The organism is Nonomuraea marmarensis, assembly GCF_043197025.1.
Lineage (GTDB): Bacteria > Actinomycetota > Actinomycetes > Streptosporangiales > Streptosporangiaceae > Nonomuraea > Nonomuraea marmarensis.
Map to the genome: position 1 here is coordinate 218,046 of NZ_JBICRM010000005.1, position 12,954 is coordinate 230,999.

The window sequence follows — 12,954 nt, forward strand, 5'->3', positions numbered from 1 at the left end:
CGCGAAAGACGGTCAAGTCCGCACGGTAATGAGTTGAGGGATGAGCCCAAGATGACCACGAAGATGCGCAGCGAGATCGCCGAGCAGCCGGCCGCGCTACGGGCCACGCTGGACTCCCTGCTTCCCAAGGTCAACGAGATCAAGGCCATCGGCGAGCAGGCTCGCCAGCTGCTGTTCATCGCGCGCGGTACCTCCGACAACGCAGCAGTGTACGGCCGATACCTGGTCGAATCGCACGCGGGCCGCCTGGGTGCGCTGGCCGCGCCGTCGATCGCGACGACGTACAAGCGCCGGTTGGATCTGGACGGGGTGCTGGCCGTCGCGATCTCGCAGTCGGGGCGGACCGAGGAGATCGTCGAGACGTTGACCTGGGCCAAGGACTGCGGGGCCAGGACTGTCGGGATCACCAACGGGGGTGCGGACAGCCCGCTCGCGCAGGCCGCCGACGTCGCGCTGTGCACGGTGGCGGGCGAGGAGAAGGCCGTTCCGGCGACGAAGACGTACACGACGCAGCTCGCGGCGCTGGCGGTGCTCGCGCTGGGGCTGGGGGCGGATGTCGACGTGCACGAGTTGCGGCGGGTGCCCGAGGCGGTGGAGAAGCTGATCGCCGAGCCGGGGGATGTGGAGGCCGTGGTCGAGGGGCTGCTCGACAAGCCCGGTGTCGTCGTGTCCGGGCGCGGGCTGGCGTTCTCGACCGCTCTGGAGACGGCGCTCAAGCTCAAGGAGGCGTGCTATCTGCACGCCATGGGGTTGTCCTACGCCGACCTGCTGCACGGCCCCATCGCCGTGGTCGACGCCGACACCCCGGCGCTGCTGGTCGCCTCCGAGAACAGCCCGACCCTGGCCGGGACCGTCGCGCTGGCCGAGCGGGTGGTGGCGGCCGGGGCGGCGGCGTACACGATCGGGGGTGGCAGTGCGCTCGCCCAGGCGGGTACGGCCGCGCTCAACGGCCCCGACCTGCCCGAGTGGGTCGCCCCCATGGGCTTGATCATCCCGGGCCAGCTCCTCACCGAGGCGCTGGCCCGCAGGCTCGGCATCGATCCCGACGCGCCGCGCGGACTGAACAAGGTCACGCAGACGGACTGAATTAGCCTGGTCGAAACAGCGAGGGAGGCCGGATGGCGGCGGATGCGAGCGCGATCATCGCCGGGCTCGGCGGTGCCGACAACATCATCGACATCGAGCCCTGCATCACCCGGTTGCGTACGGAGGTGCACGACGCGTCCAAGGTCGACCAGGCCGCGCTCAGGGCGGCGGGCGCGCATGGCGTGATGGCCGCGGGGAACGTGGTCCAGGTCGTCGTCGGGCCGGAGGCGGACACGATCGCCAGCGACATCGAGGACATCATCGGCTAAGGGCGAGACCATGACGACTGTTCTCGCCCCGGTTGAGGGGGCAGCTGTGGGGTTGGCCGCCGTGCCCGATCCGGTGTTCTCCGCGGGCCTGGTCGGGCCGGGAACGGCGATCGATCCGCTGAGAGGGCCGTTGAAGGCCGTAGCCCCCATAGCGGGAAAAATCATGAAACTGCATCCGCATGCGTACGTGATCGTCGGCGACGACGGCAAGGGCGTGCTGGTGCACCTGGGCATCGACACGGTCCAGCTCAAAGGCAAGGGATTCCAGCTGCTGGCGGCCGAGGGCGACAGGGTGTGCGCCGGGCAGCCGGTCGTGGCGTGGGACCCGGCGGCGATCGAGGCGGGCGGCCGGTCGCCGGTGTGTCCGGTCGTAGCCCTCGACGCCGAGTCCGTGACCGGGGTCGTGGAGGGGGCCGTGCACGCGGGGGACGAGCTCTTCAGATGGGAATAGGCGCGCCCGTGATCGGCTTGGACGGGGCGCTGGTCGCCGCGAATTGTATCGGCGGGACACGTCACAATAGGCAGGCCGCCGATCTGACCGGGATTCGGCCGGCTGCTGCGTACGGAGGTCCGGCTGGTCTGGACCGGCACACGAGGAGGAAGAGCAAGATGGGTGAGCGGAAGGTCACCGTGGCGGCGGAGGTGGGGCTGCATGCCCGGCCCGCGGCGACGTTCGTGCAGCGGGCGAAGCTGGCCCCGATGGACATCACGGTGGCGAAGTCCCATGGCGGGGGCACGGTCAACGGCAAGAGCATTCTCGCGATCATGGGGCTGGACGTCCGGCAGGGCGAGACGGTCGTGATCTGCGCGGAGGGCGAGGGCTCCGAGAGCGTACTCGACGAGCTGGCCGAGATCGCCGGGGCGCCATGAATCTGCGGGGGGTGGGGGTCAGCCCGGGTATCGGGCACGGGCCCTCGTTCGTTATGACCGTTTCCGTGCCCGAACCCCCCGAGGGCGCCACCTTCACCGGTGAGACGGATCAGGAGAAGGAGCGCGCGATGGTCGCGCTCACGCAGATCGCGGGCGAGCTGGAGGCCCGCGGCCACCAGGCGGGCGGCGAGGCCGAGGACATTCTCAAGGCCCAGGCGCTGATGGTCGAGGACCCCGGTCTGATCGTGAAGGTGAGATCACTCATCGATCGCGGTCTGGCCGCCCCCAGGGCGGTCTTCGAGGCCTTCGGGAAATATCGGGAGGTGCTGGCCGGGGCCGGCGGCTACCTGGGTGAGCGGGCGGCCGACCTGGACGACATCAGGGACCGCGTGATCGCGCTGCTCTACGGGCAGTTCCTGCCGGGGTTGCCGACCGCTCCCGAGGAGCCGTACGTGCTGGTCGCGAGGGACCTAGCCCCCGCGGACACGGCGCTGCTGACCAGGGAGCAGGTGGCCGCGTTCGTCACCGAGGAGGGCGGGCCCACCAGCCACACCGCGATCATCGCCAGGGCGATGGGCGTGCCCGCCGTCGTCGCGTGCCCCGGCGCGACCGGCATCCCGCAGGGTGTCCGGGTGATGGTCGACGGCACCTCGGGCGGCGTACGCGTGGAGCCGGCCGAGTCCGAGGTGGCCGACGCGGTCGGCGCGCACACGGCGAGGCAGGCCGCGCTCGCCTCGTCGGAGGGCCCGGGCCGGACCGCCGACGGCCACCTGGTTCCGCTGCTCGCGAACATCGGCAGTCCGGCCGAGCTCGGCGACGCCGTCAACGCCCGGGCCGAGGGCATCGGCCTCTACCGGACCGAGTTCCTCTTCCTCGGCAGGACCGAGGCCCCTTCCGCCGAGGAGCAGCGGCGAGCCTACCGGGGGGCGCTGGACGCGTTCCCCGGCGGCAAGGTGGTCGTGCGCACGCTGGACGTCGGCGCGGACAAGCCGCTGGCGTTCCTGCCCGGGCCCGCCGAGCCGAACCCGGCGCTGGGGGAGCGGGGCCTGCGCAGGACCAGGAGGTTCCCGGCCGTGATGGACGCCCAGCTCGGCGCGCTGGCGGCCGTGATGGCCGAGGGGCTCCAGGTGATGGCGCCGATGGTGGCCACGGCCGAAGAGGCCGGGTGGTTCGCCGAGGAATGCCGGTCCAGGGGCCTGCGGGACGTGGGCGTGATGATCGAGATCCCGTCGGCCGCGCTGCGGGCCGGGCAAGTGCTCGCGCAGGTGGACTTCGTCTCGATCGGGACCAACGACCTCGCCCAGTACGCCTTCGCCGCCGACCGCCAGGTCGCCGCCGTGAGAGAGCTGCACGATCCGTGGCATCCGGCGCTGCTCGACCTGGTCGCCATGGTGGCGTCCGCCGCTTCCGAGGCGGGCAAGCCGTGCGGGATCTGCGGCGAATCGGCCGCCGACCCGGCGTTGGCCTGCGTGCTCGTCGGTCTCGGGGCCACCACGTTGTCGATGGGGGCCGCCGCGCTGCCCTTCGTACGCGCTGCTCTGGCCGCGCATCCGCTGGAGCAGTGCGGGCGGGCGGCAGCAGCCGCGCGGGCACAGGCGACGGCGGGGGAGGCGCGGGCGGCGGCTCGTGCGCACCTGCCTGGGCTCGGCAGGCTGGGGTTGTAGTTCGGGCGGTTTTTGGCAATCGTGCGGCTCGGCCGCGTCGTCGCATCGATACCTTTGAGGGCATGCTTGGACGGATGGGTACGGCTGGCCTCCTCGTGATCGCGCTGACGGCCTGCGGCGGTGGCGGCGGTGCGGCCCCGACCGGAGGCAAGGCGGCGCCGCCCGCGCAGACCACGCCGGCGCAGAGTCCGTCGCAGGATCCCGTGGAGCGCGCGTTGTCGAAGCTGAGGGTCGAGGAGAAGGTCGGGCAGCTCTTCATGCCCGTCCTGTACGGCACCGCCGCCGACACGGTCTCGGGCGAGAACCAGGCGAGATACGGCGCCCAGACCCCCGCCAAGGTGATCGCCAAATACCACCTGGGCGGCGTGATCCTCTTCCCGCACAACGTCAAGGGCGTCGACCAGGTCGTCGGCCTAACCAATGGACTGCAGCGGGCGTCCAAGGAGGTCCCGCTGCTGGTCGGCACCGACCAGGAGAACGGCCTGGTGTCCAGGATGTCCGCGCTCATGACCGACTTCCCCGGCGCCTCCCAGATCGGCGCGACCAAGGATCCCGACCTGTCGCGGGCCGTCGCGAAGGCCACCGGCGCGGAGCTGCGCGCGCTCGGCGTGAACCTCGACTTCGCCCCGGTCGCCGACGTGAACGTCAACCCGAGCAACCCCGTCATCGGCCCGCGGGCGTTCGGCGATGACCCCGGGCGGGTGGCCACGATGGTCGCGGCGGCGGTCAAGGGGTTCGGCGACGCGAAGGTGGCCGCCACGGCCAAGCACTTCCCCGGGCACGGGGACACCGACGTCGACAGCCACACCGGGCTGCCCGTGATCAAGCACACGAAAGCCGAATGGGAGAAGATCGACGCGCCGCCGTTCAAGGCCGCGATCGAGGCCGGGGTGGACGCCGTGATGAGCGCCCACATCGTCTTCCCCAAGCTCGACCCGTCCGGCGACCCGGCGACGTTGTCCAAGCCCATCCTGACCGGCCTGCTCAGGCAGAAACTCGGCTTCACCGGCGTGATCTCCACCGACGCGCTCAACATGGCGGGCGTGCGCAAGAAGTACGACGACGGCGAGATCGCGGTCCGCGCGGTGCTGGCCGGGGCCGACCTGCTGCTCATGCCCAACGACCTGCCCAAGGCTTATCAGGCGGTGCTGGCGGCGGTGAAGTCGGGCCGGATCTCCCAGCAGCGGCTCAACGAGTCGGTCACCAGGCTGCTCACGCTCAAGCAGGCCAACGGGCTGCTGACGAAGGCCCCGGCCGCCTCGGCGGAGGAGGCGGCCGGCGTGCTGCGCTCTGCCGAGCACCGCAAGCTGGCCGCCCAGGTCAACCGCGCGGCGCACTAGTGCGAGCCGTGCAGCCCGCTGGCGATGAACATCGAGGCGAGCATGGCGAACAGGAACGCCTGCAGGAACTGGATGAACATCTCGAACGCGGTCATCACGATCGTCATCACCACGCCGAGGACGCCGACGCCCGCTCCTAGCGGGGTGAGCCGCTCGAAGACGAACCAGAAGCCCACCGAGCTGAAGAAGGCCAGCAGGATGTGGCCGGCGAACATGTTCGCGAACAGCCGTACGAAGTGGGTGAACAGCGAGGTAAGGAACACCTCGGCGAGGATCATCGGGGCGTAGAGCCCGTACGCCCAGCCGGGCAGGCCAGGCAGGTGCACGATGCCCTTCAGGTAGCCGCGCACGCCGTGGTGCCGGACGCCGAGGTAGAGCTTGGCGCCGTACACGCTGAGCGCCAGCACCAGGGGGAAGGCGATGTGGGCGGCGACGGGGAACTGGATGAGCGGGATGACGCCCATCAGGTTCCAGACGAGGACGGTCAGGAAGATCGTGAGGAGCAGGCCCATCCACCGGTCGGCGTCCTTGCCGAGGTTGGGCCTGGCGATCTGCTCGCGTACGAACACGTAGCAGTACTCGCCGATGCTCTGCCAGCCGCGTGGCACGATCTTGGGCTTGGCGAACGCGGCCCAGCAGACGGCCATCACGATGACCGAGCTGAGCAGGGCGATCAGCACCGGCTTGGTGAGCCATTCCGGCCCGCCGGGGAAGATCGGTGCGAATTGGAAGAGTTCGAGTCCCGGGGCCTGCCACTCTTCGGGGGAGGTGATCAGGATCGTCGTCCGCACGGCGGTCCCTTCTGGGTAGCGATCTAACGCTGGAAGATCACCCTAACCGGATATATCGGACAGCCCTTTTTCGGGTTCTGTGTCCCAATTAACGCCATGTCGGGGTAAAAGGCATATCCGGGACGCTCTACCCTAGAACGATGGTTACGGGTGTGCTCATCGACTGGGGCGGGGTGCTGACGACCGGCCTCTCCGACTCCATCGCGAAGTGGATCGCGGCCGACAGGATCGACGGCGACCACTATCGCGAGGTGATGCGCGAGATGATCGAGCACGCCTACCGGGACGGTGACGGCGACGGCGCCGTCCACGCGCTCGAACGCGGCGAGATCGACGGGCCCTCCTTCGAGCGGGATCTCGCCGCCAGGCTGCGCACCGTCGACGGGGTGCCGCCGGTGGCCGAAGGGCTGCTGGAGCGGATGTTCGCGGGGTTCGAGCGGGTCGACGCCATGTACGACATGCTCCGCGACGTACGGACACATGGCGTGAAGACGTGTCTGCTCTCCAACTCCTGGTCCAACCGCTACCCCCGCGACGGCTGGGACGAGATCTTCGACGCGGTCGTGATCTCCGGCGAGGTCGGCATGCGCAAACCCGAGCCGCGCATCTTCCACCACGCGCTCGGCCGGATCGGGCTCAGCGGCGAGGAGTGCGTGTTCATCGACGACATCGAGGCCAACATCCTGGCGGCCCGCGCGCTCGGCATCGCCGGGATCCACCACAGGGACGCGGACACGACCATCGCGAAACTCGAGTCTCTCCTCCGTCTCCCGTTGCGGCGGGCATGATAGAGCCCTTGAAAGCTGAGACGGGTTCGCGGCGAAGCGAGGACATCCGTCTCGGCACGCCGAGCTGAGCTCGGCCAGAAAAGCACGAAAGGTTCGTCATGCGCGTCTATCTGCCGTGCACTCTCCCTGCCCTGGCCGCGGCGGTCGAGGCGGGAGAGCTGGGCCCGGCGCCCCTGACCGGCTACGCGGTGACCCCCGCGCTGACCGAGTGGTACGCCTCGGGTGACACCGAGGAGCTCGAATACGTCGCACTCACCGAGGCGGCCCGCGCCTCGCTGCGGATGCTGGCCGCCGACCGCGCCGACGGCGTCGAGGCCGCGCCCCGGCGCGTGGTGGTCGCGGCCGAGGTGCCGGAGCGGGCGGCCGCCGCGGGCGTCGATCTCGAGGAACGCGCGAGGGTACGCCTCGCGCAGCCGATCCCCATGGCCAAGGTGGCCGCGGTGCACATCGACGACCTCTACGCCGTCCCCGACATCGAGGCCGCCGTCGCCGCGCTGCCGGCCGCGGACGAGGGGGACGACGACGCCAGGTTCACGGTGGACGGGGCGGAGGCCCACGAGCTCATGTGGTACGCGACCCAGGAGATTCCCGACCTGTTGCGCTCATAACGGTGAGGTCACATCGATCACGGTTGCTTGAGCACGCGGAGCCGAGCCTCGCTAAGGTCCCGACGCAGCACTGTTCTTTGACGCAAGGAGTCGGTTCCAGTGAAGCTTCGAGTTGTGGCGACCGTGATCGGGGCGGCGGCGGTGGCCCTCGTGGCAGGCTCTCCCGCGCAGGCCGCGGCCAAGCCGTACGACCACAAGGACCCGTACAAGACGGGCTGCGGGAACTCGGCCCGCGTGGTGAAGACCGCCAAGGTCAACAGCCGGGTCGACGGGGAGCTCGGAACGATCAAGCTCATGTGGTCCGGCAGGTGCAAGACCAACTGGGTCGAGGTCAAGGTCGGCTCCACCATGCGCGGCACCATCAGCGTGTACGCGGCCGACGGCCGTTACGACCAGTTCCGCTTCAAGGCCGGCAACGGCGGCCGGCACTGGGGCGACATGGTCTGGGCCAACAACATGTGCGCCTGGGGCGGCGTCTCCGTGCAGTGGGGCAGTGGCGCCGGCGGCCAGAACGGCGCCGGCACCACCCGCAAGGCCTGCAGGTAGTCTCCACGGGGCCGTGACCTGGTGGTCGCGGCCCCGTTTCATGTTCATCGGAATGTCACACCTTCCGTTTAAGCTAGACGTGACATGACGAAGCACATCATCTGGGATTGGAACGGCACGCTCTTCCACGACGTCGACGCCGTGGTCGGAGCCACCAACGAGGTCTTCAAGCCGTACGCATTGCCCGAGCTGACCGCCGACGGTTTCCGCGCCGTCTACACCCGCCCCATCTGGGTCGCCTACGAGCGCCTGCTCGGCCGTCCGCTGGCCGAGGGCGAGTGGGAGCTGCTGGACGACGGGTTCCACGAGCACTACTTCCGGTTGAGCGGCTCCTGCGGGCTGGCCACCGACGCCGAGCTCGTCCTCGCCAACTGGACCGGCACCCAGTCGCTCTGCTCGATGGCGCCGCACGCCCACCTGGTGCCCATGGTCGACTCGTTCGGCATCACGTCGCACTTCACCAGGGTCGACGGGCTGCGCGGCACCACCGGGGGCGAGAAGGCCGTCCACATGACCGCGCACATCCAGGCCATCGGCGTCGATCCCGGCGAGATCCTGGTGATCGGCGACAGCGTGGACGACGGGCTCGCCGCCAAGCATGTGGGAGCCAGGGCGGTGCTCTACACCGGTGGGATGACCACGAGGGCCGAGCTGGAGGGCACCGGGCTGCCGGTGGTCGACACCCTCGCCAACGCCCTCGACCATGCTTAATTCGCGCACGCGTGAGCCCTGAGGCGGGTGCGGGCCGTACCCTTGCATGGACCCCCCTCAGGAGGCTGCCATCAACCGCCTTGTGCTCTGGAACGTTGATCTCACGCTGGTCGACGTCGCCATCGTGGCCAGGGACGCCTACGCCGAGGCGTTCCGCGCCGTGACCGGGCGCCCGCTGGTCAAGCTCGTGCCTCCGCTGGGCCGCCCGGACTCCGAGATCGTCTTCGAGACGCTCGCCGTCAACGGGATCCCGGCCGAGGACGATCACCTGCCCAGATTCCTGTCGGCGCTGGCCATGGCCTTCGCCGACCGGCGCGGGCGGCTGGCCAAGGAGGGGCGGATGATGCCAGGGGCCAAGGACGCGCTGAAGTCGGTGTCCAGGCTCGACGGCGTGGTCCAGACGGTGCTGACCGGCACGATCAAGAGCAACGCCGTGCACAAGCTCAAGGCGTTCGGGCTGGACCGGCACATCGACTTCGAGCTCGGCGGCTACGGCGAGGAGGTCTATCCCAAGGCGACGCTGTTGCAGGTCGCCCAGGGGCGGGCCAAGCAGCGCCTCGGCACGCCGTTCACCGCGGCCAACACCGTGATGATCGGAGACTCCACGCGGGACGTGCAGGCCGCCAAGATCGGCGGGGCCGCGATGATCGGGGTCGCCTCCGGGCGGTCGATGGCGGCCGAGCTGCGCGAGGCGGGGGCCGATCTGGTGCTGCCCGACCTGTCCAACGCGTCCGAGGTGGTGGCCGCGGTCGCGGGGCTGACCTCGCCGGTGGATCGCAAAGCCGGTTAGCCTGCCACCTTTTGCAGGAATCGGGCGGCGATCGGGGCCGCCACCGCTGAGCCCGCGCCGCCGCCCTCGACGATCACCGCGAACGCCAGGTCATCCTGGTAGCCGATGAACCACGAGTGCGCGGGTGGCTCCTTGCCGGAGCCGTACTCGGCCGTGCCGGTCTTGCCCGCTGTGCCGGGTGGGAAGCGTACGGCGTGGGCGGTGCCGTCCGTGACGACGGCGGGCATGAGTTTGCGCAGCGCGGCCACCACGCCGGGCTCCAGCGGATGCGGGTTGTCCCGTTGCGCGTCCGGGATCGACTCCTCCGTGACGAGCCGGGGCGCGATCCAGGCGCCGGAGGCGATGGCCGCGGCGACCGAGGCCATGTTCAGCGGGCTCGCCAGCACCCTGCCCTGCCCGATCGAGGCCGAGGCCAGGTCCGTGTCGTCCTTGGGGTCGGGGAACTCGGCGCGTACGGCGGGCACGCCCGGCGTGATCGCGGTGCCGAAGCCGAAGCTCCTGGCCACCTCGGCCAGCCTGCCGCCGCCCAGCGAGGCCACGCTCATCTCCCCGAACGTGGTGTTGCACGAATGCGCGAACGCGTCCTGGAACGTCAGCGTGCCGAAGTCCTCGAAGCCCGCGTTGTGGAACGGGAAGCCGCCGATGTTCTGCTCGGCCGGGCACGTGACCTGCCTGTCCGGCTCGACCCCGCCCGCGACCAGCGCGGAGGCCGTCACGACCTTGAACGTCGAGCCCGGCGGATACTTGCCGAGCAGCGCCCTGTTGAACCCGCCCGGCTTGTTGACCACCGCCAGGATCTCCCCGGTGGAGGCCCGCAACGCCACCAGCGAGGCCGGTTTCGTCACTCCGTCGAGCGCGTCCGCCCCCGCTCGGTGCACCTTGAGGTCGATCGTGGTCTTGAGCGGCCTGTTCCCGCCCGGCTGCACGACGGTCCTGACGACCTCGGCTCCCTGGTAGAGGTCGATCCTGGAGCGGTTCGGGGCCTCGAAGCGGTCGGGAAAGGTCTGCCTGATCCCCTCGACGAGCTGCTGCACCGAGCCGGGCGCGTCCGGGGTGTTGACCGGGGTGCCGTCGGCGGCCAGGACCTGCAGCAGGTCGCCCTTCTCGGTGACCACCCGCAGCGAGCGACCCTCCTTGAGCAGGGGATGCATGGCGGCAGGCGTCCAGGCGACCTTCCACGTGCCGTCCCGCTCGACCAGCTTGAGCTGCCCGCCGTAGTCCCAGTCGCGCCGCCCGGCCAGCTTCGCCTGAAAGCCGACGACGCCGCCGTTGTCCGCGGCCGAGGCGGGGAAGATGCCCGTGGGTTTCGGGCGGTAGAAGGTGGCCTCGGTGACTTTGAGATCGGTGAGGAAGCGCTTGTGCCGGCTCTCGAAGTCGGCGGGCGGGTCGGCGACGAGCGCGCGCATCCCCGCATAGTTCCGGTCGGACCAGGCCGAGAGGTATTTGTCGGCCGTCTCCTCCGGTGAGCCCTCCGTGCGCAATGCCCAGACGACGCCTCCCGCCGCGACGACCGGGACCAGGATCCCGGCCACGATCCACGGCCACCTGCGCCGCCGCCGTGGCGGCGTCTCCGGCTGAAGGTACGCGTGCATTGTCCCCCTTTGTGGTGCCATGGGGCAGAGGACACCAGAGGGATAGCGGGGGTGTCCAATACTGATATAGCTGCTTTAAAGATATAAATGTGAATATAGTTGCTGGTCATGGACCTTGTCCGGCACCTCCGCTACTTCACCGTGGTGGCGGAGGAACTCCACTTCGGCAACGCGGCCATCCGGCTCGGCATGGCGCAGCCGCCGCTCAGCCAGCGCATCAAGCGCCTGGAGGAGGAGCTCGGCGTACGGCTCTTCGACCGCTCGGCCCGCCAGGTACGGCTCACCGAGGCGGGCCGGCTGCTCCTGGGCGAGGCCAGGGAGATCGTGGCCAGGGTGGACCGGCTGCACGAGCTGGCCAGGCACGGTGAGGGCGCGGTGCTCAAGGTCGGCGTCCCGCCCGACCTGGCCGCCGCGGTGATCGCCGCCCTGGTCGCGGGCTTCCGCGAGACCAACCCGGAGGTACGCCTCGCGCCCGCCGAGATCTGGACCGCCGACCAGGTGACGGCGCTGGCCGAAGGCGTGATCGACGTCGGCCTGGTACGCCATCCGGTCACCGCGCCCGGGTTGCGCTTCGGCCAGGTCCTCGTGCAGGCGCAGGGCGTGCTGCTGGCCGCGGAGGACCCGCTCGCGGGCGTCGGCGAGGTGCACCTGGCCGACCTGGCGGGGCGCGAGTTGCTGATGCCGCCCAAGGAGGGCGAGCCGGGGCTGCACGCGGAGATGTTGTCGGAGTGCCGCCGCCACGGCTACGTTCCCGCACAGGTGCACCAGGGCGCCGGGCTCGGGCTGGTGCTGGCGGGGGCGGCGGTGGCGTTCGGGCCGAAGGTGGAGCAGCCGGGGCTGGCCTGGCGGCCGCTGCTAGGCTCGCCGATCGCGTGCCGGGTCTCCACGGCCTGGCGCGTGGCCACGGACGAGATCGCCGACTTCTCGGCTGTGGCCGTACGGACGTTGAAGGAGAGCGCCGGGATGACGGACGAGAGCGCCGTGCCCGCGCGGCGGATCAGCCGCAGGCCGGGGATGCTGGCATGAGCGCGCCCGACTTCGACGCGCTGTTCCGCACCGCGGGCGTGACCGGCTGGCTGTATGCCGCGGACATCGACACCGGCAGGGAGATCGGGCACGGGGCGGACGAGTCGCTGCCCACGGCGTCGATGTTCAAGGTGCCGCTGCTGGTGGAGTTCTGCCGGCAGGCCGACGCCGGGTTGCTCGATCCCGCGAGCCGGGTGACCGTGACGGCCGCCGACCGGGTGCCGGGGCCGACGGGGGTCTCCGCGATGCTCGACGACGTGACGATCTCGCTGCGGGACCTGGCGTACCTGATGATCGCGGTGAGCGACAACAGCTCGGCCGACCTGCTGCTGGGCCGGGTCGGGCTCGACGCGGTCAACGCCATGCTGGACGGGTTCGGGCTGAAGGGCAGCCGGGTCACGCAGAGTTGCCGGGCGTCCTACGACAGCATGCGAACGGACACCGGGCACGGGTGGCCGTACGTGGATCCCGACGACATAGCGCGGCTGAGCGTGCTCGACCCCGCGCGTACGAACCGGAGCACCCCCCGCGAGATGGCCAGGTTGTTCGGGCTGATCTGGCGGGACGAGGCGGCCTCGGCCCCGATGTGCGCCTGGATGCGCACGGTGCTCAACATGCAGGTGTGGCCGCACCGGCTGGCCTCCGGCTTCCCGTACGACGACGTGGCCGTCAGCGGCAAGACCGGTACGTTCCCGACGTTGCGCTGCGAGTCGGGCGTCGTCGAATACCCCGACGGCAGGCGCTACGCGGTGGCCGTCTTCACCCGTTCCTTCAGCACCGCGCTCAACCAGCCGCGGGCCGACGCGGCAATCGGCACGGCCGCGCGTATGGCGGTGGACCACCTACGGAGATAGCAAGTTATGTGGGGGGTCA

At 70.3% G+C, this 12,954-nt stretch carries 14 protein-coding genes and 1 pseudogene; 13 read left to right on the forward strand and 2 right to left on the reverse strand.

Annotated features, from left to right (window positions below; genetic code table 11):
- The first annotated feature begins 51 nt into the window (after positions 1-51).
- From ACFLIM_RS10315 to nagZ, 6 genes and pseudogenes are all read left to right on the forward strand, one after another.
- The gene (locus ACFLIM_RS10315; RefSeq protein ID WP_393164236.1) at positions 52-1,086 is read left to right on the forward strand and encodes an SIS domain-containing protein; all 1,035 of its coding nucleotides are present in this window, start codon (positions 52-54) and stop codon (positions 1,084-1,086) included.
- 26 nt (positions 1,087-1,112) lie between these two features.
- Positions 1,113-1,355: pseudogene (locus ACFLIM_RS10320) on the forward strand (glucose PTS transporter subunit EIIB); the annotation flags it as partial.
- Positions 1,356-1,365: 10 nt separating this feature from the next.
- A complete protein-coding gene (locus ACFLIM_RS10325) occupies positions 1,366-1,806 on the forward strand; it encodes a PTS sugar transporter subunit IIA (RefSeq protein ID WP_393164237.1) in 441 nt (146 codons plus the stop codon).
- 158 nt (positions 1,807-1,964) lie between these two features.
- Positions 1,965-2,225, forward strand: a complete 261-nt coding sequence (locus ACFLIM_RS10330) for an HPr family phosphocarrier protein (RefSeq protein WP_393164238.1) — start codon at positions 1,965-1,967, stop codon at positions 2,223-2,225.
- Positions 2,222-3,889 (forward strand): phosphoenolpyruvate--protein phosphotransferase, encoded by a 1,668-nt coding sequence (gene ptsP, locus ACFLIM_RS10335; RefSeq protein WP_393164239.1) that lies wholly within the window; start codon positions 2,222-2,224, stop codon positions 3,887-3,889. The genes ACFLIM_RS10330 and ptsP overlap by 4 nt, the downstream gene beginning before the upstream one ends.
- 74 nt (positions 3,890-3,963) lie before the next feature.
- Positions 3,964-5,229 (forward strand): beta-N-acetylhexosaminidase, encoded by a 1,266-nt coding sequence (gene nagZ / locus ACFLIM_RS10340; protein ID WP_393164240.1) that lies wholly within the window; start codon positions 3,964-3,966, stop codon positions 5,227-5,229.
- Here nagZ and atpB read toward each other — a convergent pair.
- Positions 5,226-6,020: a F0F1 ATP synthase subunit A gene (gene atpB, locus ACFLIM_RS10345; RefSeq protein WP_393164241.1), complete on the reverse strand. Its 795-nt coding sequence runs from the start codon at positions 6,018-6,020 to the stop codon at positions 5,226-5,228. The two genes, nagZ and atpB, sit on opposite strands and share 4 nt — an antisense overlap.
- Before the next feature lie 140 nt (positions 6,021-6,160).
- On the opposite strand from atpB, the gene ACFLIM_RS10350 reads away from it, so the two are divergent.
- From ACFLIM_RS10350 to ACFLIM_RS10370, 5 genes are all read left to right on the forward strand, one after another.
- Entirely contained in the window at positions 6,161-6,808 is a 648-nt protein-coding gene (locus tag ACFLIM_RS10350) for an HAD family hydrolase (RefSeq protein WP_393164242.1), read from the forward strand.
- Between the two features lie 98 nt (positions 6,809-6,906).
- Positions 6,907-7,416 (forward strand): DUF6912 family protein, encoded by a 510-nt coding sequence (locus ACFLIM_RS10355; protein WP_393164243.1) that lies wholly within the window; start codon positions 6,907-6,909, stop codon positions 7,414-7,416.
- A gap of 99 nt (positions 7,417-7,515) precedes the next feature.
- Positions 7,516-7,962, forward strand: a complete 447-nt coding sequence (locus tag ACFLIM_RS10360; protein ID WP_393164244.1) for a DUF2690 domain-containing protein — start codon at positions 7,516-7,518, stop codon at positions 7,960-7,962.
- 84 nt (positions 7,963-8,046) lie between these two features.
- Complete coding sequence (locus ACFLIM_RS10365; RefSeq protein WP_393164245.1) at positions 8,047-8,673, forward strand: HAD family hydrolase; 627 nt, start codon at positions 8,047-8,049, stop codon at positions 8,671-8,673.
- Positions 8,674-8,719: 46 nt separating this feature from the next.
- Positions 8,720-9,463, forward strand: coding sequence for an HAD family hydrolase (locus ACFLIM_RS10370; protein WP_393164246.1), 744 nt, complete (start codon positions 8,720-8,722; stop codon positions 9,461-9,463).
- Here ACFLIM_RS10370 and ACFLIM_RS10375 read toward each other — a convergent pair.
- Entirely contained in the window at positions 9,460-11,055 is a 1,596-nt protein-coding gene (locus ACFLIM_RS10375) for a penicillin-binding transpeptidase domain-containing protein (RefSeq protein WP_393164247.1), read from the reverse strand. The two genes, ACFLIM_RS10370 and ACFLIM_RS10375, sit on opposite strands and share 4 nt — an antisense overlap.
- A 108-nt stretch (positions 11,056-11,163) precedes the next feature.
- On the opposite strand from ACFLIM_RS10375, the gene ACFLIM_RS10380 reads away from it, so the two are divergent.
- Positions 11,164-12,081: a LysR family transcriptional regulator gene (locus tag ACFLIM_RS10380; protein ID WP_393164248.1), complete on the forward strand. Its 918-nt coding sequence runs from the start codon at positions 11,164-11,166 to the stop codon at positions 12,079-12,081.
- Positions 12,078-12,935 carry a serine hydrolase gene (locus tag ACFLIM_RS10385; RefSeq protein ID WP_393164249.1) on the forward strand — a complete coding sequence of 286 codons (858 nt, stop codon included), beginning with the start codon at positions 12,078-12,080 and terminating at the stop codon, positions 12,933-12,935. Before ACFLIM_RS10380 ends, ACFLIM_RS10385 begins: the two co-directional genes overlap by 4 nt.
- The last annotated feature ends 19 nt before the right edge of the window (positions 12,936-12,954 follow it).

What these genes read in the sequence shown, in the direction of transcription:
- ACFLIM_RS10315 (WP_393164236.1), top strand. Translation starts at nt 52, where the DNA reads ATGACCACGAAGATGCGCAGCGAGATCGCCGAGCAGCCGGCCGCGCTA.
- ACFLIM_RS10325 (WP_393164237.1), top strand. Translation starts at nt 1,366, where the DNA reads ATGACGACTGTTCTCGCCCCGGTTGAGGGGGCAGCTGTGGGGTTGGCC.
- ACFLIM_RS10330 (WP_393164238.1), top strand. Translation starts at nt 1,965, where the DNA reads ATGGGTGAGCGGAAGGTCACCGTGGCGGCGGAGGTGGGGCTGCATGCC.
- ptsP (WP_393164239.1), top strand. Translation starts at nt 2,222, where the DNA reads ATGAATCTGCGGGGGGTGGGGGTCAGCCCGGGTATCGGGCACGGGCCC.
- nagZ (WP_393164240.1), top strand. Translation starts at nt 3,964, where the DNA reads ATGGGTACGGCTGGCCTCCTCGTGATCGCGCTGACGGCCTGCGGCGGT.
- ACFLIM_RS10350 (WP_393164242.1), top strand. Translation starts at nt 6,161, where the DNA reads ATGGTTACGGGTGTGCTCATCGACTGGGGCGGGGTGCTGACGACCGGC.
- ACFLIM_RS10355 (WP_393164243.1), top strand. Translation starts at nt 6,907, where the DNA reads ATGCGCGTCTATCTGCCGTGCACTCTCCCTGCCCTGGCCGCGGCGGTC.
- ACFLIM_RS10365 (WP_393164245.1), top strand. Translation starts at nt 8,047, where the DNA reads ATGACGAAGCACATCATCTGGGATTGGAACGGCACGCTCTTCCACGAC.
- ACFLIM_RS10370 (WP_393164246.1), top strand. Translation starts at nt 8,720, where the DNA reads ATGGACCCCCCTCAGGAGGCTGCCATCAACCGCCTTGTGCTCTGGAAC.
- ACFLIM_RS10375 (WP_393164247.1), bottom strand. Translation starts at nt 11,055, where the DNA reads ATGCACGCGTACCTTCAGCCGGAGACGCCGCCACGGCGGCGGCGCAGG.
- ACFLIM_RS10380 (WP_393164248.1), top strand. Translation starts at nt 11,164, where the DNA reads ATGGACCTTGTCCGGCACCTCCGCTACTTCACCGTGGTGGCGGAGGAA.
- ACFLIM_RS10385 (WP_393164249.1), top strand. Translation starts at nt 12,078, where the DNA reads ATGAGCGCGCCCGACTTCGACGCGCTGTTCCGCACCGCGGGCGTGACC.